Raw genomic sequence first — 21263 nt, 5'->3', positions numbered from 1 at the left:
AGCATCTTGCCACTGGTGTCAACTTAACGCGAAACCACACGTCCGCCAGGGATTGTAAATCCCTGTCTCATAGCTAAAGTCCTCTGAAGAGGACTTCATAGCGCAAAAATTTTCAGTCTACTTCAGTAGACTTGAGCAATTAGTCAGGGATTTACAATCCCTGGCGGGTGAACAACACCCAATCAGTACGCTATTTTTGGCTTAAGTTGACACCAGTGGCGAGACGCCCACCCTACAAGAATCATCCCTTGATTCAGCAACGCCGTAAAACCTCCTGCCTCCTGCCTCCTTCAACCTTCACTTCTTCGCCTGTATTACTTGTAAACTACCACCTGCATATAAAGTTGGCTCACCTACATCAAAGCCAGTCTTAGTTAACAACTCAGCTAAATCAGTTTTGAGCAATTCCCAAGCTGTTTCCGTCTCAAACAACCATAAAAACACTGATACCCCAGGCCAAAATATCGGATTTGTTGGAGCGTGAAAATCCACTAGTGTAAACACCCCTCCTGCTTTTAGTACTCGATAAACTTCATTAATAATTTTTCGTAATTGCTGAGGCTGCATCTCGTGTAATGCAACGCTGGTATGCACCACATCAAACAGATTATCTGCAAATGGCATCTCCTCGGCAAAAGCTTCTATATATGAAGCTGAGGGTACATTTTGCCGCGCCCGTTGTAAAGACTTAGGTGAAGCGTCCAATCCTGTTACATTTTGTGAAATTTTTACCAAAAATTCCGTCGTTTGTCCACTGCCGCAACATAAATCTAATATGTGAGTATCTGAGTGAATTGTTAAGCCTTGCAAAGCAAGTTGCCGAAAACGAGCTTCACCACCTACACTTAAGGCTGCTAAACGAGAGATACCATCATATAACCACTGATAGCGGTAACTCCAATCTCTTAAAATTGTTGCCATTGCATATTTCCTTGCTATTAAGCTTTATATTTAATAAAGATATATTGTTAACATTAGTAAAAAACCTGAAAAGATTGGGGGAAAGTAACTGCTATGGGTCGTGTAGGCGTCTTATTACTCAATCTCGGTGGCCCCGATAAGCTAGAGGATGTCGGGCCGTTTTTATACAACCTATTTTCCGATCCGGAAATTATTCGCCTACCATTTCGCTGGTTGCAAAAACCCCTAGCCTGGTTTATTGCCACGCGGCGAACCAGAACATCTCAAGAAAATTATAAGCAAATCGGTGGTGGTTCACCATTGCGGCGGATCACAGAAGCCCAAGGTGAAGCTTTAAAAGAACAGTTAGGTTTTTTGGGGCAAGAAGTTGATATTTATGTGGGAATGCGTTATTGGCATCCCTATACAGAAGAGGCGATCGCACAGATCAGCCAAGATAAGGTAGAACACCTGGTAATCTTACCACTATATCCCCAGTTTTCTATCAGTACCAGTGGTTCCAGCTTCCGGCTTTTAGAAAAGCTTTGGCAAGAAGACCCAAAACTTCAACCAATTGATTACACAGTCATTCCTTCTTGGTACAAACAACCAGGCTACCTGCAAGCAATGGCGCAACTCATAGCCCAGGAACTTGAGCAATTCCCTAACCCGGATGAGGTTCATATATTCTTCAGCGCTCACGGCGTTCCGAAAAGCTACGTTGAGGAAGCAGGCGACCCTTACCAGGCGGAAATTGAAGAATGTACTGCGTTGATTATGCAGACTCTCAATCGGCCCAATGCCCACACCTTAGCTTACCAAAGCCGTGTCGGCCCAGTAGAATGGCTCCAACCCTATACTGAAGATGCTCTCAAAGAACTAGGCGCAGAAGGCGTGAAAGATTTGGTTGTCGTGCCAATTAGTTTTGTCTCAGAGCATATCGAGACACTACAAGAAATCGATATTGAGTATCGGGAAGTAGCCGAAGAATCAGGAATTCACAACTTCCGTCGCGTACCGGCTCCTAATACCCATCCAGTATTTATTAATGCACTAGCCGAATTAGTGATCGATGCGTTGAGAAACCCCAGTTTCAAGCTTTCCCAAGCTGCTCAAATGAAAAAAATGGTAAAGATGTACCCTCAAGAGCGTTGGGAGTGGGGTCTGACGACTAGCGCTGAAGTATGGAATGGTCGGATTGCGATGCTCGGTTTTATTGCCTTAATCGTAGAGCTAATTACTGGTCATGGCTTTTTGCACATGATTGGGCTTTTGCAATAAAGGGCATTGGGGATTGGGGATTGGGCATTGGGTATTGGGCATTGGGCATTGGGCATTGGAAAAATCTTCCTTTGTCCTTCCGTTTGCATAGCGTCTCCGTTATAAAAAGTTTTGTACCCCGTTGGGGATGACATAGCCATCAAAGGAAGCCTGATTTTTAGACTTCTATGCTTGCCCCATGCCCCATGCCCCATGCCCCATGCCCAATGCCCCATGCCCTACGCCCTACGCCCTACGCCCTACGCCCTACGCCTTGTACCCTTGTTATACCAGCCATACCACTGTTTAGCACTACGAACTGCAAACCAGAGCAGTATTAAAGCAATTACTCCTCCTTGCCAGGGAGCATCAAAGGCAAAAAGCACTAAAGCAATACACAAGGTATCTTGAAGAAATACTGCCCACAACGGTAAGCCACGTAACCGATAGAACCAACCAACTTGGACTAACTGGAGTACCAAAGCTAGCAAACCCCCAATTATGGCAATCAGCCAGTTTGGCGTTGCTGTTGCGGTAGCTACTCCTAAACCCATAATTGCGCCCACGAGGGGAGACATAAATAACTGAATCAGTTGGAGCAATCTTTGCCCCCATAGTTTTTTTGAGACTAATAATTCAATTAATGACCAACTGGTGAGGCAGCCTAATAATATTGGTGGAGAAATGTGAGATAAAATTGGAACTTGCGACCATAAGTTACTACCCTGCAATAGTCCAATAATTAGCAAAGGTATGCCTATTCTCATTCCTGCTGCGGCAGATGCAGAAAGTGTGGCTAGGATTTCAATCATCAAAGCACTGGTAACACTAATAAATAAGTAAGTATTTGTTGTGTATACTACCCACTATGAGCAATAATTCCAGCATTAAACAAATTGCAATACTAAATTTTGTTGGTATCTTTATATAGGAATCTGCTTTGATTTTTGAACTTACTTGCGTGGGTAGGCAATAGGCAATAGGCAATAGGCAATAGGCAATAGGCAATAGGCAATAGGCAATAGGCAATAGGTAATAGGCAATAGGCAATAGGCAATAGGCAATAGGCAATAGGCAATAGGCAATAAGCAAGAAGGCTTTTTGAGTTGTAAGGTGTTTTTTCAAAAATCAAATAAGAGTCATATATATCTTTTTTGTAATATCTGCGTATTTTTTGGGTAACAAGTTAGTAGTAAGCGCTTAAGCGCTCACTACAAGCAAATTAATCCTAAATACCTAATCGTTGGTAAACTTCTTCTAAATGCTGGAGATGTTGCTGGGGGTCGAAACAGACCTCTAGTTCTTCTGGAGATAACTTTTGAGTAACACGCGGGTCTTTGCTAATCAAGTCTTGGAAGTTGCCTTCTGCTTTGTTCCAAGCAGCGTGAGCGCTTTCTTGAACGATCGCATAAGCATCTTCTCGCTTGCTTCCCTTATCTATCAGAGCCAGTAGCACTTTTTGGCTAAACACAACCCCGCCATAACAGTTGAGATTCCGTTCCATGTTCTCAGGATAGACCAACAGGTTTTTCACCAAGTCGGTTATTTCTGACAACATAAAGTGAGTCAAAGTGCAAGCATCTGGCAAAATTACTCGTTCTACAGAACTGTGGGAAATATCCCGCTCATGCCAAAGGGCAACGTTTTCTAAAGCTGCACCGGCATGACTTCTGACGAGTCGTGCCATTCCCGTCAGGCGTTCCGAACGGATGGGGTTGCGCTTGTGTGGCATTGCTGAGGAACCTTTCTGACCTTTGGCGAAAAATTCTTCAACTTCCAGAACGTCTGTTTTTTGCAGATTGCGAATTTCTACAGCAAAGCGTTCGATGGATGCGGCTACCAAAGCTAATTGTTGCACGTAGTCGGCGTGGCGATCGCGGGAAATAACTTGGGTTGAGGCTGTATCGGGTTTGAGTCCGAGTTTTTCGCAAGCGATCGCTTCTACACGGGGTTCAACATTTGCATAAGTTCCCACTGCACCGGAAATCTTACCCACTGCGATCGTTTGGCGGAGTATTCTCAGGCGTTCTTGGTGTCGCAACACTTCTGCTAACCAACCAGCTAGCTTGAAACCAAAAGTAATCGGTTCAGCGTGAATACCATGCGATCGGCCAGCCATCACTGTATGACGATGTTCCCGTGCTTTTTGGCGAATTACCTGAATCAAATCTTCCAGACGTTGCAATAATAGATCCAGGCTGGCAACCAATTGCAATGCTAAAGCCGTATCCAAAACATCCGAGCTAGTTAAACCCAGGTGAATATAGCGTCCGGCATCACCAACATATTCATTGACATTTGTCAAGAAAGCGATGACATCATGGCGGACTACAGCCTCAATTTCCAGTACCCGCTTCGGGTCAAAATCTGCCTTGGCTTTAATTTCCTCAACCGCCTCAGATGGAATGTAACCAAGTTCAGCTTGAGCCTCACAAACAGCAATTTCGACTTCCAGCCAAGTTTTTAGTTTATAGGCTTCACTCCACAGATTAGCCATTTCGGGCAAAGTATAACGCTCAATCACAGTTCGGCACAGAATACAACCGTCATATTCTACAGTCTAATTAATGTAGATCACTTTTTAATGCTACTTTTTGCTGAGGGACGGAACTAGTTTTTGCATCTGACATGATGATACTAATCCTGCCATCAGCCTCCATATATGCAAACTTCACATCGGTTATAAATTCTACACCTTGCTGACGTAACTTGCTCATCAATTCATCATCTGTAATTAACTCTCGTTGCAAATGACGCTCAATCATCCGACCATTTTTTACCAATAGCAGCGGTGGCTGATTCATAAAACGTTGGAATCGAGGAAGTTTGTAACCTAACCAGTTCAGCAAGTAACTCCAAAAAATCACAGTTCCTACCAGGATAGCACCCTCAGTAATCGATGTATAATTACTTGCCATAGCATTTTGAGCAGCTTCAGCAAATAGCACAACTACGAGTAAATCAGTGATTCCTAGTGTTCCGAGTTGTCGGCTAGGAAGTACACGTAGCACCGAGAACAGCGCTAAATAGACCAACGAACCACGGATAATCAACTCAAAGACGCTGATACTAGGAACAAAAATTGCCTGCCAATCGATGAAAAACCATTTTTCCGTTACCACTGATTTTCTCCCTGGTTCAATAGAATACTGGAAAAAATCCAGTATAAGGTTATTTGCGTAAAACAGGCTTTAAGTCAGGGTTTGAAACTGATTAAAATCGCGGATTTTTTCTTCTCTGTTGTAAGCGTTTGGGCTTTCTAAAAGACTGGAAGAAACGATTCATCAAGCGAGAAAATGGCTTTTTATTAGTTGATGATTGCCCCTTTGGAGCCGTGCCATTATATTCCGTGTTATCAGATATAGGGATGGCGTGTTTAGTTGGAGTTATGCCACTGCCATATCTTCTGGAATAAACTTGGGTAAATTCAGCACCGAAGAAAAGAATCTGTGCGGCATAGTTAACCCAAGCTAAGATTACTACCAGTGAACCAGCTGCACCATAAGCTGAACCGAAACTGCCATTACCTAAATACTGTCCTAATAAAAATCTCCCAATGGAGAATAAAAAGGAGGTGAGCATAGCTCCAATTAAAACATCACTCCAAGCAATTTTGACATCTGGTAGGACTTTAAAAATGAGTCCGAACAGGAATGTAGTGATGGCGAAAGAGAGGATGAAATTGAGAATCTGCCAGATAAAATCAAGACCTGGGAGCAAGTTGCTAAAGTATGTTACTAATGCTGCTAAGGCTGTACTAATTACTAGAGAAACTAATAGTAAAAAACCAATACCGATCACCATTGCAAAGGACAAAAAGCGTAGGCGAATAATGTTAGTTACACCGCGTCCAGGTTTCGGTTTCACTTCCCAAATCGTGTTGAGGGAATCTTGCAACTCAGTAAATAAACCAGTAGCACCTAAGAGCAAAACTACAACACTAATAATGGAAGCGATCGCTCCTGTCTGTGGTTTGTTAGCATTGTTAATAGCTGTTTGGATAAATTCTGCGCCATCTTGGCCGACTAAACCTTGAATCTGTCCGACGATTTGACCCCTTGCCGCCTCTTCTCCAAATACTGCCCCTGCGATCGCAATTACAATAATTAGCAATGGTGCAATAGAAAAAATTGTGTAATAAGCCAACGCCGCCGCTAACCGTGAGGCTTTATCCTCACTCCATTCTTTAAATGTCTCTTGGAAAAGCTTCCAAATTGCTTGCAAATTCATCCAATCAGTCTCCTTCTAGGGATGTTGCTTAGTCCCTGATATATTGGATACTGATTGACTGGGTGGTGACATCCTCCCAAGGGAGTTTATGCAGCATTCTGGAGGAGGAATTTAGAATTTTATAGTGCAATACAGTTCAGATCAGACCAAAACACTTGTAGAGACGGCGATTTATCGCGTCTTCAAAGACCAATTATCTACACCAATAACCCTTAACCCAGGCGTATTGGTTTTTAATACCAATTCAATTAATGATTGCAACACATCCTTGGGTAAAGACGCGATGAATCGCGTCTCTACAAATGGTCTATTTTTGGCATTCTTTTTTAAAATTGGTATAACCAACCTTTCATTGCATTCTGTCGATTGTGCGATACTGAATCGCTTCCGCTACATGATTTGTTTTTAGCTCATCTTCTGCCGCTAAATCTGCAATAGTCCGTGCTACTTTGAGAATGCGATCGCTTGCTCTGGCTGATAATCCTAATTTTTGGCATTGCTGAATTTGAGTATGAATGTTTCCAAACTCTTACAAAAAAGAATGAAAACTCAGTCTTTATTTTTGTGTCTATGCACCGATGCTTGAAATTTTCATACTATTAATCAGCAATGCCGCTTCATTTTATAAAAACAAAGCTAGTTGGATCTGAGCAAGAAGGAGTTGAAAAATTCTTGGCTCTCTAGTGTCAGTTGCTTTGGTGTTCTTGCTCCCAAAATAAAAAGACGATCGCCCACAAGTGTCATCCGATAGTTGCCTGTAGTGCCATCTTTGTGTTCAACCATCACCTCAAGAGCAGGGTGCTTATCATACTTAAGGGCTTTACTTTGAGTAATAGTACCTTGTGTTTCACCCTCACTACTAAAAGCTGATTGAAAACCCGCCATCATCTTATCCTGAAGTTCTTGCTCGTTTAGAGATTCAATTTCTGACGAAACAGATGTTTCCAGAATGATGTATACAGTTTCAGTTGCTTCATTGTAAGACAATAACATTTCAGGTGTTTCTTCAAGTATTTCACCCGGCATCCCAATTGAATAAAGCTCTCTGGTGTAAGTTTTATTCGCAGTAAGCTGAGTCAAGAGTTGTTGAGATCGCATTGAATTATTGCTCAATCCAAATGCAAAACTCGGCAAGCTTGAGAACAAAAGAGTTGATGCTACAACGGGAGCCGCGAGACTAAATGAAAAGGATCTGAAGGTTTTATTCAACATGGAAGCTTCTCCTGAATTGGATGCTTCCAATATAGTTAGGGCGTGTCTGCGTTCGGCTCAAAGTTCTTCGCGCAATGATTAACTTTTGATTGAGTTATTATTATGTAATGATTGTTTTATTCCTGTTGTAATTGCTGTTTCCGTTCTTGCAGATTCTTGCGTAAATTAAACGTGTCTTTGTCATTTGAGTTTAGTAGAATCGCGCGATCGTAGTCTGATAGTGCCTGATCATAGAGACCTAGAGCCTCATGTACTCGTCCACGTCCAGAAAGTGCCTCCTGATCGGCTGAATTGATTTCAATCACGCGATCGTAGTTTGATAGTGCCTGATCACCTAGATCCTCATAAACTCGTCCACGTCCAGAATATGCCTCCTGATCGACTGAATTAAGGTCAATCGCTCGATTGAAATCTTCCAGCGCTTTTCGATACAGTTCCTCTTTACTAAATTCTCCTAATTTTCCCTGATTGCTCGCTGCTAAGTAATAAAGAAAACCTCGCATGTAGATTGCTTCATCGTCATTACCAGGATCTAGTTCAACTGCTTGATTGAGGTCTGGCAGTGCTTTTTCATATTTTCCTATTATTCCATAGTAGGAACCCTGTTGAACCCATGCCGATGCTATCTTACGATCTAGCTTAATTGCCTGTTCCAAATCTGCCAAAATTTCTTCTTCTCGCTCCTTGCCATATAAACTCCACAAAGCATGGGCCCGTGAAGTGAGCGCTTTAGCAGTGAGTGCTTTATCATGATTAGGATTGAGTTGCAGTGAGCGATTGTATTTTGAGATAGCTTCTTTATAGCGTTTATCAAAAGCCAGATGCTTACCCTCATAGTAAAGAGCCTCAGCCTCACCAAGTGTTTTATATTTTTGCGCCTCAGATTCAGGATTTAATAGTAATTGACGATTGCCTTGTTGAGCGAGTTTAAAAAGTTTGACAGCTTTTTCAACGTCGCTTTTCTTTGCTATCTGTTGACCTTTGACAATAAGGGCTGGTGAGGTCTGTTGAAGAATATAATTATTCTGGCAAACTCTCATATCTAATAATTTTTCAGGCTTGGCAATGAAGTAATTAGTAAGCCAATCACAACCCTCATTGAGAAGCGTACTCAATTTTAGTTCTTTGGGTTTCCACGTTCTTACACTTCCATCCCCTGCTCCCACAACAATTTCTCCATCGGGAGCAAAACTTACAGTATAGACATGGACTTGCCCCATATACAATAGAGCAAACTGCTTTTGGGATCTCCAATCCCAAACTTGAGCAGTACCGTCAAATCCTGCCGTTGCTATGTGTTTTCCATCTGGACTAAAGCTTAAGCGGAAGATACGCTCAGATTGAGGTTGCAATTCTGATAGTTTCTTTCCTGAACGATTCCACACTCTAACAATTCCGTCGTATCCTGCGGTTGCAAACTGCTCACCAACAGGACTGAAACTGACGGTCATCAGAGATTCGGCAGAAACTTTGACATCACGTATTAGCCCTTTGTTGCTCGCCGTTATTGGATTGAAATCCCAAAGTTTGACGTGACCATCTGTTCCTGCGGTTGCAAGGGTGCGTCCATCATTACTAAAACTGATATCCCAAACCCAAGAGCCATGCTCGAACACAGCAACCTGCTTGCCAGAGAGATCCCAAAGCCTTACAGTGTAATCCTGTCCGCTTGTAGCAAAGTAGCGCCCATCAGGTGTAAAGGCGATACCAAGGAGAGTAGCATTTGGGTGTCCTGTCCACTCTTGAGATTTACGAGTGACAAGATTATGAAGCCGAATCTTGCCATCCATGCTGACTTGGGCAATCCACTTGCCATCTGGACTAAAGCTAGCATTATTTGCATCGCCGGGATTGCCTGAATATTCATAGACAACTTTATCCGGTCGATCCTGGACAATACTCAGTCGATCCTGAACAATCAGATTACCTTCATTTCCAAAAGTGAGAATCAATTTACCATCACGACTAAACTGAGCTGCAACTCCATCGCGATGTTTTGAAGAGGCAATCGATAAGTGTCTAGAAACATCCCAAAACTGAATTGTGTCAACACCATCCGCCATCACTAATTGCTTGCCATCTGCATGAAATTTAATTCTGCTTACCCCACCTCGACGACCTCTGAGTTCTAGCAATTGCTGGCCCTGCGAATCCCAAACTTTCGCCACCGGGTCTACGTCACCAATTGTTGCAAATAATTTACCATTGGGACTAATTGCCAATTCACGAACCTCTCTCTGAGCAGCTTGAAATCCCAATCCATTCAAAGGTTGTCCAGAAAAGTCCCAGAATCGAACATAACCTTGATTATCACCTGTCACAATTTGGGGTTTTTGTTTGTTTTCTTTGTTATAGATGAATGTAAATGTATTAAATTCAAATTGATTTTTTTTATTTAATTCTCCAATCTTGCTTTTGTCTAACTGCCCAATTTCTTGTCCAGAAAGACTCCAAATTTTGATGGCACTGTTTTTAATAGTATTGCCTTGATCGAACCCAAGCGTTACCAGATGCGTTCTGTCTGGACTAAAACTTACAGTCCAAATTTGCCGATTTGGTTCGGCTTTAAACTCATGTATAAGTTTACCAGATATGGAATAGATGCGGACAACGCCTTCTTCTCCAGCAGTAGCAATTTTCTGTCCATCTGAACTGAAGCTAACATCATTAACATTTTTATTATGTCCTTTAAGTTCAACAATTTTTCTCTTTCCGGTTTTATCCCTGAGCCAAACTGTTCCCTTTACAACTGTAGCAATATATTGCCCATCTGGACTGAGAATAGCTTTGTAAACCTTTGAAACATCAGTTTCAGATAATTGAGTTCCTTGGCTGTCCCAAATTTGAATTTTTTCGGAGTCACCAACCGTGATAATTTGTTTAAAGTCAGGGCTGATGCTCAAGCTTTTTATAAGAATTCCTCCAATACTAAATTCATTTTTTTCTCTAATGTTATCGAGAATATGTTGTAGAACTATAGCTGGATTATTTAATGAATTTTTGTCGAGGAATTTATCAGACTTAGGTATAGTTTTTAATTCTTGATTAGCTTTCATTGACATCAACAAAGCACTTACTTGTTGTCCTTCATTAAAGGTTTCTAAAGCTCTGGCATTTTCTATTAATTTTGCTAATACTTCATAAGCATCTTTTTCTTTTGCATTTGCCTCTTTTAAATCTGATTTTGTAGTCATTAAACTCAATCGCATACTGTTAGTTGCAGCTAATAAATTATTATAGTCTAATGATTGTTCCCGGTTTCTCTCATGTAAAAAAGCATTTTGATTCTGAGCATTTGTAATTTTGTCTATGGCAGTACTGAGTTCGTAACGTTTAGTATTAAATTCTTTCTGTGACTTTTTAACTTGTAGATTCATCCGTTCAGCAAATTCTCTTTGAGTTTTAGTTTCTCCTTTGGCTTTGATTAATTCGGAATTAGCCCGACTTAATTTCGTGTTTACCTTCGACACTTTTTCATTCGCCCGATCTAATTCTGTGTTTGCATTCAATACTTCTATATATCCAGCCCATGCAGAAGCGCCAAATGCCACAGCGATCGCACCTGCGACAATCGCACTAACACGCCCACGACGAATAACTCGATTGGTTTGTTGTTGAACCTGTTGCAAATTTTGCTTCGCTTCTTGTAACTTAAGCTCTGCTTGTCGGCGTTCTGCTGCCAAAATTTCATTCGCGTGTCTCTGCGTTGCCAACTCGTGTTCAATTTCTCGACGTTGTAAATCTTCGCTTGCCCGCAGAAATTCATAATCTCGATCGCCTAATCGTTTTCCCACCACCCAATTCTGAGCCATTATCAGTGCCTCACCTCGCAATAAGCAAGATTCATCGCTTCTGCTGGACTCTAACCAGGCATTCATCTCTTTGGCATAGGTACGGAGATTTGTGAGCGATTCATTCACCCAGTCTCGATCAAAAACTAAGGCATAGATGTGGTTGTAAACCCGCAACTGCCTATGCTGCTCGACAACAAGTCCCGTGAGACGTAGCGCCATTTGCTCGAAACTGTCATCAGCAACAATCATGCCTTGCTGCAAAATTTGTTGATAGAGTTCTAGTACTCGAATCACGGTTTCTTCCCGCAGCAAAATGCGACCGCGAATGTACTTCAAATGCACTGATACATCTGATTCAGGATTAGTTATAAAATGCGATCTAACAAAGTACTCAACCTGCTTCGCTTCATCTCCCAGTGGAATTTTTGATTCCGATTTTGCTAGTAAACTGCACAGCTTTTGAGTCAGAAAGGGTTGTCCACCTGTCCAAGACAGCACTTCCCGCAGCACAGTATGGGAATCATCGGCTTTGTCTTCTAGTCCTTTTGCTAGAGGTGAAACTTTATCCAGTTCAAATCCCGTCAATTGAATGGCACGACCAATATTGAAAGGTGTTCGATGTTTATCGGGTATCAGTTCATCAGGAGTAGCAACACCAATTAAGGCAAAGGTGAGGCGATTATAAATTGAATTGACTTTGCGTTTTTCGTAGCAACTTCGGATGAATGCAAAGAAATCGCTGGTTAGTAATTTTAGACTGAGAATCCTATCTATTTCGTCAATAAAAATCACAATCTTTTCGGGAACCGAGGGCAGCAAAACCGTCTCAATCATTTCTGCTAACCGCTGCGTAGGTGTGAGCATTTCTCGATCAGCCCACCAAGATTGTAGGAAAGTGAGGGGATCTCCAAGGCGAAAATCTTTGACTAAGGTGTAGGCAATCCCGTTGTACCACTGTTCCATCTGAAGTTGGGAACCCCCACGCCCCTGTAAATCGATGGTTGTACAAGCAATTCCGTCTGCCTTGAGCCTTTCCATTGTCCGAACAAGCAAACTGGTTTTACCCATTTGCCGCGAATTGAAGACGTAGCAAAATTCACCCACTTTCAATCCTTCATAGAAATCTGTATCAGCTTGTCGCACCACATAACTTGGGGCATCTACGGGGAGGCTGCCACCAACTTTATACTCATAGTGTTTGGTCATGGTTGTCTTGCCTTAATCAATAATCGATTGCGTTTTCAATGAAACTTTCTAACGGTTAGAAAGTCCCTAAACTCTATCAAACCTTCCCAATCCCTAAGTTCAGCCTCAAGAAATTTTTGTTTTCAATGACTTTTTATCGACTTGCTATCGACTTGTGATTAAGTCAGCACGCATGAAGAAATATGTATTTTGTTCTAGGTGTTTCAGACCTTGAAACCTTTGCGGTAAAGGCTTTCATAACTTACTACCAAACAAAATTGCATGTCATATATAATTTCACTCCCTTACTTAAAACTTTGTTGTATGCTTTTAATAAAATATCAGTATTTTCCGAAGTTATGCAGGGTTCTAGAGGTTCTATCAAATTACGTCCAAATTGCGTTTCTCACGTTCAAACTTTGTTATTGAGAAATGGCTTCTTTAGCCAAGCCGATTTTGCAGAGCATTTGATGATGTCTCAAGCGACCGTTTCTAAATTTTTACAGGGTAAAAAAGTTGATCGATCATACTTTCAAAGGATATGTGAGGGATTAGGAATAGATGATTGGCGATCAGCCGCAGACTTGCCTAACTTTACTCAACTAGAACCAGATATGCCAAAAGCCCTTGTAGAGCCGGATATTGAGCGAATCAATCCTTTACCGATTGCGCCTCCTTCATCCAGCCCAGTTTTGGAAACACCGGAAGGAGAAGTTCCGCTTTCATCACCATTTTATATTTCACGTCCGCCCCATGAGGAGCATTGTTTTGCCGAAATCAGTAAGCCAACTGCCCTAATTCGCATCAAAGCGCCTCGACAAATGGGAAAGTCTTCGCTGGCGACACGAATTCTTGATCGTGCCAAGCACCAGGGCGATCAAATCGTTTATCTAAGTCTCCAGCAAGCTACTCAACAAGCGTTTACTGATTCCGATAGTTTTCTCCGATGGTTTTGTAACAGCGTAGCACTACGAGCAAAACACTCGATCAACGTAAGTGCATATCAGAATTTAGTGGCGATGGTTGGTAGCAATCTGGGAACTCAAGAATATTTTGAAACTCACTTATTACCAGATTTGCGTCAACCGCTGACACTTGGCTTAGATGAAATCGATATTGTATTTAAGTATGCTCATATTTATGGCGATTTTTTGGGATTCCTACGATCAATTCACGAAGCTGGAAAGCGCAGTAATATCCTGCAAAATCTTCGATTAGTTATTGCTCACTCAACGGAAGTATATGTTGTTCCAATCGATCTCAATCAATCGCCTTTTAATGTAGGTATCACAATCGAACTGCCTGAGTTTACGCATGAACAGGTTCAAACATTAGCCGATCGCCATTATTTGTCTTGGACATCTGTAGAAGTTGATCAATTAATGGCGATCGGTGGCGGTCATCCCTTTTTGTTACGTTTAGCTATGTATCGGATTGCTAATCGCGACATTACATTTGATGAACTCACACAAACTGCCTTTACGGCTAAGAGTATTTACACAAATTATCTCCGCCGTCTAGGACAAATTTTAACGGAACAACCAGAACTTGCCGATGCGATGAAAGAAGTTGTTACTGTAGATGAACCAGTGTCTTTAAAGTCAGAAATCCAATATAAACTAGAAGCTATCGGTCTAGTCAAAATTACCAGTGAGGGCGTGATTTGTAGCTGTGAACTTTACCGACAATACTTCCAAAACTTTTGGGGAGTATAACTGAATCACTGTAGCGATCAAATTATAAAGTCCAATTGTCCAAAACTAGATTGGGTACTTGACAAAAGTCCCGATTGTTCCGTGTAACCAAAATTCCATTTACCGAAAGAGCAATCGCGGCAATCCGTAAATCCTGCCGACCAACTTTAATCTTTTGATTGATTAGATTCGTATATAATGCTTGTGCTTCAGGAGTAAATCTTAAAACATTGAAACTTTTCAAACTATCAAACGTTACCTGTAGTTTCTCATAAGCCGAAACCAAATCATTAGCACCCGCTCGTCGAATAACTTGAAATCGTCCACGAAGTTGTTCTTCGACAGTGACAATTGTAATCGCTATTTCGCTAGCGTCAATCATATTTAGGCGACGAGCAATTTCTACATTTCCTCTCTGGAAAAGAGAAACGCTATCAGTATCGAGAATCCAAAGACTCAACTTGCTTCCCTCTGCGTACTAGAATCTACTGCATTCTCAGTAGTATCCAATTCTTGACGATATTCTTCAATATACTGCTGAACTATATCAAAGTCTGGATCATCTTTAAATACTCCCGCAAATTTCATCCAAGGTTTTTGAGATTGCTTAGTTTGAGGCAATTCGATTTCCATCGGAATGACTTCAATTTTTTCCAGATGTTGAACCAAAAGCTGGTTAAGTTTCAAGAGCGCCTGTTCACGATTTGCTGCTTCGACACGATACTGTGGAAGTTCTAAAATAGATGCGATCGCGCTACCATCTTCTCTAGTTTCCAGCAAAATATTGACTTTTAAATGTGATTCTGCTGTTGTGCTGATTTTCATAAAGTTTGGACTCTGAACTCATTTATTAGAATCATAGCTTTAGCCTTGCTGTTCTAGCTGCTGGTAGGTAGCACGAACTATCTGCGTCAACCTTTAACAGATTTAAGCCATCATCCAAGAAAACTACTGCATTCTATCTATCGTGCGATACTGAATCGCTTCCGCCACATGATTGGTTTGTAGCTCATCTTCTGCCGCTAAATCTGCAATAGTCCGTGCTACTTTGAGAATGCGATCGCTAGCTCTTGCCGATAAACCTAATTTTCTAATTGCTACTTCTAATAAATTCCGACTAGCATCATCTAGTTTGCACCATTTCTGGAGGTGACGACTGTGCATGTGGGCATTACAACGCAGATTTGCTTCTCCTTGAAAGCGGGTAATGGCGCGATCGCTTGCTTGTTGAACCCGTTCGCGGACTGATGTTGATGCTTCTCCGGTAGGTTGTTGGGTAATTTCTTCTGGTTTCAAGCGATTCACTGCAACTTGTAAATCAATTCGATCCATCAATGGCCCAGAAAGTTTGGCCCAATATTGCTCACGTTGGCGGGGAGAACAAGTACACTGTTGGATGGTATCGCCATAGTAACCGCATGGACAAGGATTAGTACTCGCCACCAAAGTAAACTGTGCAGGAAACATTACCGATAATTTGGTGCGGGAAATTGTGACGTAGCCATCTTCTAAAGGTTGACGCAGAAATTCTAAAACATCTCGTTTAAATTCTGTCAACTCGTCTAGAAAAAGTACACCTCTGTGAGATAATGAAATCTCTCCAGGACGAGGGAAGCTACCACCACCCACAAGCGAAGGCCCAGATGCCGAGTGGTGGGGACTGCGAAAAGGGCGATCGCGTACCAATGAACCACGATTTTTCAGTAAACCAGCCACGGAATGAATGCGAGTCACTTCCAAAGATTCGGCAAAGCTTAAAGGCGGTAAAATTCCCGGTAAGCGCCTTGCTAACATCGTCTTACCACTACCGGGCGGCCCGACAAAAATGAGATTATGCCCACCAGCCGCAGCAATTTCTAAAGCACGACGCGCGTGAGCCTGTCCTTTCACATCATGCAAATCTGCGCCAGGATAAGATTCTTTTGTTATCTCCGTTGTACTATCCATCTGTACAGGTTTGTAACGCCCCGGATTATTTAAAAAATCCACCACCTCAGACAAATGTTTGCAACCGAAAACAGCCAAGCCTTCGACTACTGCCGCTTCTTGGGCATTATCAGCAGGGAGAACTAAACCGGCAATTCCCATCTTTTGGGCTGCTGCTGCGATCGGTAATACACCAGCCACAGGGCGTAAGCTGCCATCCAAAGAGACTTCACCCAAAAATAGATAATCCCCCAATAAATCAGCGCTAACTTGCTCAGAAGCCGCCAAAATTCCCACACTAATAGGCAAATCGAAACAGGGGCCTTCTTTGCGTAAATCTGCCGGAGTTAAATTAATTACTATCTTTCGCATCGGAAAGGCAAAGCCAGCATTTTTCAAAGTTGCTTTGACTCTTTCTCTTGATTCTTGAATCGCTGAATCTGGCAGTCCCAAGACAACAATTCCCGGTAATCCTCCTGAAACATCGACTTCCACGCCTACTTTAACGGCATCGATGCCCACAATTGATGCACTCCAGACTCTAGCAAGCATTTCTTATATAAGAGTAAACCTTTCAAATCTCTAACAAATGAGTTGGTAGATTGGCATTAGTGAAACCACATAGACGATTTCTCCACTTACCGCTTGCAGCAAATGTAGGCTTCCCAATTTATTGGCAGTCTTGGTTTGGCAGTAGTGCCAAACTGTAGTATCAATTAAAAATTTGCTTTCGAGAGTTTTTCAATTTGTCCGGTAAAGTATGCTTCCTCATGTTTGAGTTGTTGTGCCAGTTCTAAGCCTTTTTGAAAAGCTGTTAGTGCTTGAGGAAACTCTTTGCGTTCTAGATACAATTGCCCAATTTGGTCATAAGCTTGCATCATTCCGTAAAAATTTGCAGCTTGCGTCTGTGTCTGCACAAGAATTTGGCTAGCCTGCAAAGCCTCGTCTGTTTGTCCTTGAGAACGGTACAACGCAATTAGCTTCTGCAAAGCTTCACCAGCACGAGCATACTCCTGTAATTGCCAAGCAGTGGTATAAGCTTCTTGATAATTGTTAAAAGCTTCTAGCAGTAAGTTAGGATCTTTCTTGGCTAGAAGTTCATAATCTGAGGCGATCGCTAGTTTTAATTCTGGTATTTCAGTAAGCTTATTCTCATTGACATAAATTTCTACTAGTTTATTAAGTACATTCAATGACTGCTGTGGTTGTTGGCTCTGCTCGTAGATGTAAGCTAGTCGTTGCAGATACGTTACCTCGTTTACACGTTCACCTTGGGCAGTAGCTAAACTCAATAATTCTTCGTAGATTGGCGCAGCTTTGGGATAATCAAACCAACTCAAATGTAGTTCTCCAATTATTTTGAGGGTTTCTACGACGGCTGTTGTATCTTGTTGCTGTCGTATTACTAGCAAAACTTGGTCGTAAGCTTCCAGAGCTAGTTTAGGCGATCGCACATTTTGATAAGCTTGACCTAGCGATCGCCACAATTCTAAATCAATTGGAGCAGTTGTTTTCTGAGATTGGGTCTGCTTTTGAATCGCTTGCAATCGTTGAGTAATATATTGTACTTCTTGTCCGTCATTTTGATTCCAAGCGATCGCTCCAACTCGTGATAGTGCTTGCACCTCTGCTAATGAACCAAAAAATCGCCGCAAGCGTAATTCTCGATTCCAAATTTCAAACGCCCCTACTTTATCCCCTGCTTGCAGTTTCGCCGCAGCTTCTTGATTTAACGCATCTAAGGCTGGCTCTAACTTTTGTCGTTCTTGGAGAGTTAACGGCTGTTTATCTTTAGGCGATCGTGGTAGCAGTGGATCAGGTGTGGTAATCTCAAGAGGACTGGGAGGAAATTTATCCGGTGGTTTGGGCTTCTTACTCTGTGCCAGCGTCAAGGAACTGCTAAAGAGTATAGTGGCAGTAACGATTACAATTAAGCGCCTCAGCATGGGTACTTCACTTTGCCTTGAGTTGGTTACATAAGGTAATTCTACGATTCATCTAAAGCATCCTGATTTTCTACAGTTAGAGCATCCATCTTATATCTAATTCAATAATTGCGTAGGCAAAGCCGACCAAAGGTATCGCAGGCGGGATTTTTGAGTCGAGAAAGTGTCAAAATAATTCTAGATAATTTTTAAGCAACTAGTTAATCGTTTTGTAATGACTCATTCCACTGATATCGCCACTCTAGCCCGCTGGATGGCAGCTGACTTTAGCAATCAAGAACAAGCTTTTGAAAATCCGCCTTTTTATGCCCATATCCGCGTCTGTATCCGTCCTCTTCCCTTGGAATTGTTCTCAGGGGTAAGTTTGTTTCTCGAACAAGCTTATGATTTTATGCTCAATCAACCCTACCGGATGCGGGTAATGAATTTGATACAGGCAGAAAACCACATTGCTATTGAACACTACACCGTTAAAGAAGAACAAAAATTTTACGGTGCATCTCGTGAACCCGAACGCCTCAAAGAGTTGTCTGTTGAGCAATTGGAAAAAATGTCAGGTTGCAACATGATTGTAGAGTGGACAGGTAAGAGCTTCAAAGGCAGAGTTGAACCTGGTAAAGGCTGCATAGTTGTACGTGACGGCAAAAATACTTATCTGGATAACGAATTTGAGATTGACGCTAAAGAATTTTTCAGCCTCGACCGGGGAAGAGATTTAGACACCGACGAACGTCTCTGGGGTTCTATCGCCGGCCCCTTTCACTTTGTCCGTTGGAGTAATTTTGCCGATGAAGTAAAATTTTAAAACTCATAACTCTAATCTGCTAAGAGTTTTTTGTGCAGATAGTCAACCCGTCATTAGGATTTTCTAGCGATCGCCTAAAGACTACTAGAAACATCCAGTTAACCCACTATCTCTACCTCAGAATCCTATGCTATCATGGTTTAACTAGCGCCCAATGCCTACTAAAATATCTTAAAAAGATTAGAGTAGTTTCGGGAATCCCGCTGTGGCGGCATAGCCAAGTGGTAAGGCAGAGGTCTGCAAAACCTCCACCCCCGGTTCAAATCCGGGTGCCGCCTTTTAATAAATATAAGTACTACAGGGTTTTCAAGCCCTTTTTTATTGGGCGTTAAAGGCTTACTTTCAAAGCCTTCAGAGATTTTCGGTGTTATTTTGGGTAGTTTGGGTAAAGAACTGGGGTAAAAATGTAAGGTAGAGGTTTTTACCCTTCAGATACCGAAGTCAGAATCAGCAGAATATGAAATCAATCCATTTACTAAGGAAGAACGAGATAGCATAATTCAAGCATTTGAGGAGAGCAAACTCTACAGCTACTATGTTCCTTTGGTAAAATTATTGTTTTTTACTGGGTGCAGGCCATCAGAAGCGATCGCTCTACAATGGAAGCATATCAGTGATAAATACATTACCTTTGAGCAAGCAATTACAATCAGTACTAAAGGGTTAGCCCTCAAAGATGGATTAAAAACCCAAAGCCAAAGACGTTTTCCGATTAATAATCAGCAACGTGAAATTTTAGACTCTATCAAACCTGAGAACTGTAACCCGGATGATTTTATCTTTAGAAGCAAGAAAGGCGGCATAGTAGACTTTGGAGATTTTCTAAATCATGCCTGGAAAGGTTACAAAAATCATCGTGGTACACATATAGATGGAATTGTAACTCAACTTGTAAAACAGGGTGTAGTCACCGAATATCGTAAACCTTACCAATGCAGACACACTTTTATTACTCTTTGCCTGGAAGCTGATATTGATGCGAAGGATGTAGGAAGGTGGGTTGGTAACTCTCCAGAAATTATTTACAAGCATTACGCAGGTAATAAACGTAACCTACAAGTGCCAGAATTATAAATTTTTTGAATTAAAATATAGGCGATCGCCTTTTTTGATTTGATGCAGAATTATGTTATGTGCTTAATTACTCGAAGCGTTCAAGTCTCAAAAAGACGGATCAAGTTATTTTTCCGTAAAATCATTGTTTTCTGCCAAATAAAGAAAGGCTACATCTAGAGAGTAATGTATTTAGTTATACTAAATATATGAAGGTTAATACACAAATAACCAATCTAGCTTTGATTGGCTGTACTCTCATGCCTGTAGCGATACCTCTATTCATAGGAACGTCAAGTGCGATCGCTCAAGAACAAAACTCAGTTGCTCCTCTTTTGCAAGAGATTGTACCTCAGTTGCGCCAGACAACTACATTACCAATTTTACTTCCCAGTGAACTACCTTCTGATTCACAACAACTCTATGTTCAAGGAGGGGGTGATACTTCTTCCTATTATGTGGAGATCGGATATACACCCAACTGTTCTGGTAGTGCCTGTTTTCTAGGCACTTTTATGGCATTCTCTCGATTGTTGATTTCGCCCACACTCTTGCGGGGCTTTTACCGTAGTGCAGAAGTACTGAGTACTTCTTAAAGTTACTCAGCACCCAGCACTGAAATGTAAGGTAGTAGTCTATCAATAAATATATTAATAGATAAATTCCTTGTAGAGACGGCGATTTATCGCGTCTCTCTAACTAGTAGAGGTTTTTACCCCAATAGGTATTTCTGGGGTAAAACATGCGTTGACTGTGGGATTCCTGAATGACAAACTCTCCAGCAGTGATGGACAGATCCAACAGTTCCCGGATAAGCATTTTGAACTCGGAATTGGGTTTGGGGGAAAGGTTAAAGGGTAAAGGTTATACCAATTCTTTATGAAGACGCATAAAAAAACTCCACCGCCTGCGTCACTTTCCCTTGGTAACTACGGTGTACCCACAAGTCAAATTACCCCCCTTAATCCCCCCTTGAAAAGGCTACAGTGTACACACAAGTCAAAAAAAGATCAATTTCTCATTGTTCGCTGGTTTATCTCGTTCCTATGCAGAGCATAGGAATGCCTGATTAGAGGCTCTGCCTCTAGTCAGATATTGAGTCAGAGACTCAATGAATGCATTCCCAGTCGGAGACTGGGAACGAGGAAATGCTTATCAAGCTAGGTTTTTAGGACTTGTGTGTACACGTAGCTTATTAAGGGGAGCCAGCGCGGTCTTCTCCCAAGGGCGATAGCGCAGCGTTAGCGAGTCTGCGAGC

Annotated in this window: 17 protein-coding genes, 1 tRNA gene and 1 pseudogene; 7 read left to right on the top strand and 12 right to left on the bottom strand. The window is 41.8% G+C overall.

All coding sequences use genetic code 11. From position 1 onward, the window contains the following. Positions 1-297: 297 nt before the first annotated feature. A complete protein-coding gene (locus A4S05_RS07390) occupies positions 298-921 on the bottom strand; it encodes a class I SAM-dependent methyltransferase (RefSeq protein WP_069069181.1) in 624 nt (207 codons plus the stop codon). A gap of 93 nt (positions 922-1014) precedes the next feature. Between A4S05_RS07390 and hemH the strand changes: the two genes are divergently transcribed. After that, positions 1015-2181, top strand: a complete 1167-nt coding sequence (gene hemH / locus A4S05_RS07385) for a ferrochelatase (RefSeq protein WP_069069180.1) — start codon at positions 1015-1017, stop codon at positions 2179-2181. A 239-nt stretch (positions 2182-2420) separates the two neighbouring features. Here hemH and A4S05_RS07380 read toward each other — a convergent pair whose 3' ends face one another. The 4 genes from A4S05_RS07380 to A4S05_RS07365 all read right to left on the bottom strand — a co-directional run bounded on the left by A4S05_RS07380 (position 2421) and on the right by A4S05_RS07365 (position 6390). Continuing rightward, positions 2421-2972 (bottom strand): DUF4126 domain-containing protein, encoded by a 552-nt coding sequence (locus A4S05_RS07380; protein WP_069069179.1) that lies wholly within the window; start codon positions 2970-2972, stop codon positions 2421-2423. Positions 2973-3388: 416 nt separating this feature from the next. After that, complete coding sequence (purB, locus tag A4S05_RS07375) at positions 3389-4684, bottom strand: adenylosuccinate lyase (RefSeq protein WP_069069178.1); 1296 nt, start codon at positions 4682-4684, stop codon at positions 3389-3391. A gap of 40 nt (positions 4685-4724) precedes the next feature. Further along, complete coding sequence (locus A4S05_RS07370) at positions 4725-5282, bottom strand: DUF421 domain-containing protein (protein WP_069069177.1); 558 nt, start codon at positions 5280-5282, stop codon at positions 4725-4727. 91 nt (positions 5283-5373) lie between these two features. Next, complete coding sequence (locus tag A4S05_RS07365; protein WP_069069176.1) at positions 5374-6390, bottom strand: YihY/virulence factor BrkB family protein; 1017 nt, start codon at positions 6388-6390, stop codon at positions 5374-5376. A gap of 124 nt (positions 6391-6514) precedes the next feature. Between A4S05_RS07365 and A4S05_RS07360 the strand changes: the two genes are divergently transcribed. Next, complete coding sequence (locus tag A4S05_RS07360; RefSeq protein ID WP_069069175.1) at positions 6515-6799, top strand: hypothetical protein; 285 nt, start codon at positions 6515-6517, stop codon at positions 6797-6799. Here the strand turns inward: A4S05_RS07360 and A4S05_RS44165 are convergent. From A4S05_RS44165 to A4S05_RS07350, 3 genes and pseudogenes are all read right to left on the bottom strand, one after another. After that, positions 6740-6883, bottom strand: a pseudogene (locus A4S05_RS44165) (hypothetical protein); the annotation flags it as partial. The gene A4S05_RS07360 and the pseudogene A4S05_RS44165 sit on opposite strands and share 60 nt — an antisense overlap. Before the next feature lie 143 nt (positions 6884-7026). Beyond that, complete coding sequence (locus A4S05_RS07355; RefSeq protein ID WP_141699666.1) at positions 7027-7488, bottom strand: hypothetical protein; 462 nt, start codon at positions 7486-7488, stop codon at positions 7027-7029. A 230-nt stretch (positions 7489-7718) separates the two neighbouring features. Next, positions 7719-12602 (bottom strand): AAA-like domain-containing protein, encoded by a 4884-nt coding sequence (locus A4S05_RS07350; protein ID WP_069069173.1) that lies wholly within the window; start codon positions 12600-12602, stop codon positions 7719-7721. A 338-nt stretch (positions 12603-12940) separates the two neighbouring features. Here A4S05_RS07350 and A4S05_RS07345 point away from each other — a divergent pair, with 338 nt between their 5' ends. Further along, positions 12941-14296 carry an AAA-like domain-containing protein gene (locus tag A4S05_RS07345; RefSeq protein ID WP_069069192.1) on the top strand — a complete coding sequence of 452 codons (1356 nt, stop codon included), beginning with the start codon at positions 12941-12943 and terminating at the stop codon, positions 14294-14296. A 22-nt stretch (positions 14297-14318) separates the two neighbouring features. Here A4S05_RS07345 and A4S05_RS07340 read toward each other — a convergent pair whose 3' ends face one another. From A4S05_RS07340 to A4S05_RS07325, 4 genes are all read right to left on the bottom strand, one after another. Next, on the bottom strand, positions 14319-14735 hold the full coding sequence (locus A4S05_RS07340; RefSeq protein WP_069069172.1) for a type II toxin-antitoxin system VapC family toxin: 417 nt from the start codon (positions 14733-14735) through the stop codon (positions 14319-14321). Then, positions 14732-15100: a hypothetical protein gene (locus tag A4S05_RS07335; RefSeq protein WP_069069171.1), complete on the bottom strand. Its 369-nt coding sequence runs from the start codon at positions 15098-15100 to the stop codon at positions 14732-14734. Before A4S05_RS07335 ends, A4S05_RS07340 begins: the two co-directional genes overlap by 4 nt. A gap of 123 nt (positions 15101-15223) precedes the next feature. After that, positions 15224-16753, bottom strand: coding sequence for a YifB family Mg chelatase-like AAA ATPase (locus A4S05_RS07330; RefSeq protein WP_069069170.1), 1530 nt, complete (start codon positions 16751-16753; stop codon positions 15224-15226). A 164-nt stretch (positions 16754-16917) separates the two neighbouring features. Further along, the gene (locus A4S05_RS07325; RefSeq protein WP_069069169.1) at positions 16918-18147 is read right to left on the bottom strand and encodes a tetratricopeptide repeat protein; all 1230 of its coding nucleotides are present in this window, start codon (positions 18145-18147) and stop codon (positions 16918-16920) included. Positions 18148-18361: 214 nt separating this feature from the next. On the opposite strand from A4S05_RS07325, the gene A4S05_RS07320 reads away from it, so the two are divergent. The 4 genes from A4S05_RS07320 to A4S05_RS07305 all read left to right on the top strand — a co-directional run bounded on the left by A4S05_RS07320 (position 18362) and on the right by A4S05_RS07305 (position 20601). Further along, on the top strand, positions 18362-18952 hold the full coding sequence (locus A4S05_RS07320) for a chromophore lyase CpcT/CpeT (RefSeq protein ID WP_069069168.1): 591 nt from the start codon (positions 18362-18364) through the stop codon (positions 18950-18952). Positions 18953-19159: 207 nt separating this feature from the next. After that, positions 19160-19230: transfer RNA gene (locus A4S05_RS07315), tRNA-Cys, on the top strand. Positions 19231-19384: 154 nt separating this feature from the next. After that, entirely contained in the window at positions 19385-20026 is a 642-nt protein-coding gene (locus tag A4S05_RS07310; protein WP_370684410.1) for a site-specific integrase, read from the top strand. A 188-nt stretch (positions 20027-20214) separates the two neighbouring features. Next, on the top strand, positions 20215-20601 hold the full coding sequence (locus tag A4S05_RS07305) for a hypothetical protein (RefSeq protein WP_069069167.1): 387 nt from the start codon (positions 20215-20217) through the stop codon (positions 20599-20601). Positions 20602-21263: the final 662 nt, after the last annotated feature.

This window comes from Nostoc sp. KVJ20 (genome assembly GCF_001712795.1).
Classification (GTDB): domain Bacteria; phylum Cyanobacteriota; class Cyanobacteriia; order Cyanobacteriales; family Nostocaceae; genus Nostoc.
This window is presented reverse-complemented; position numbering and strand designations above follow the sequence as displayed.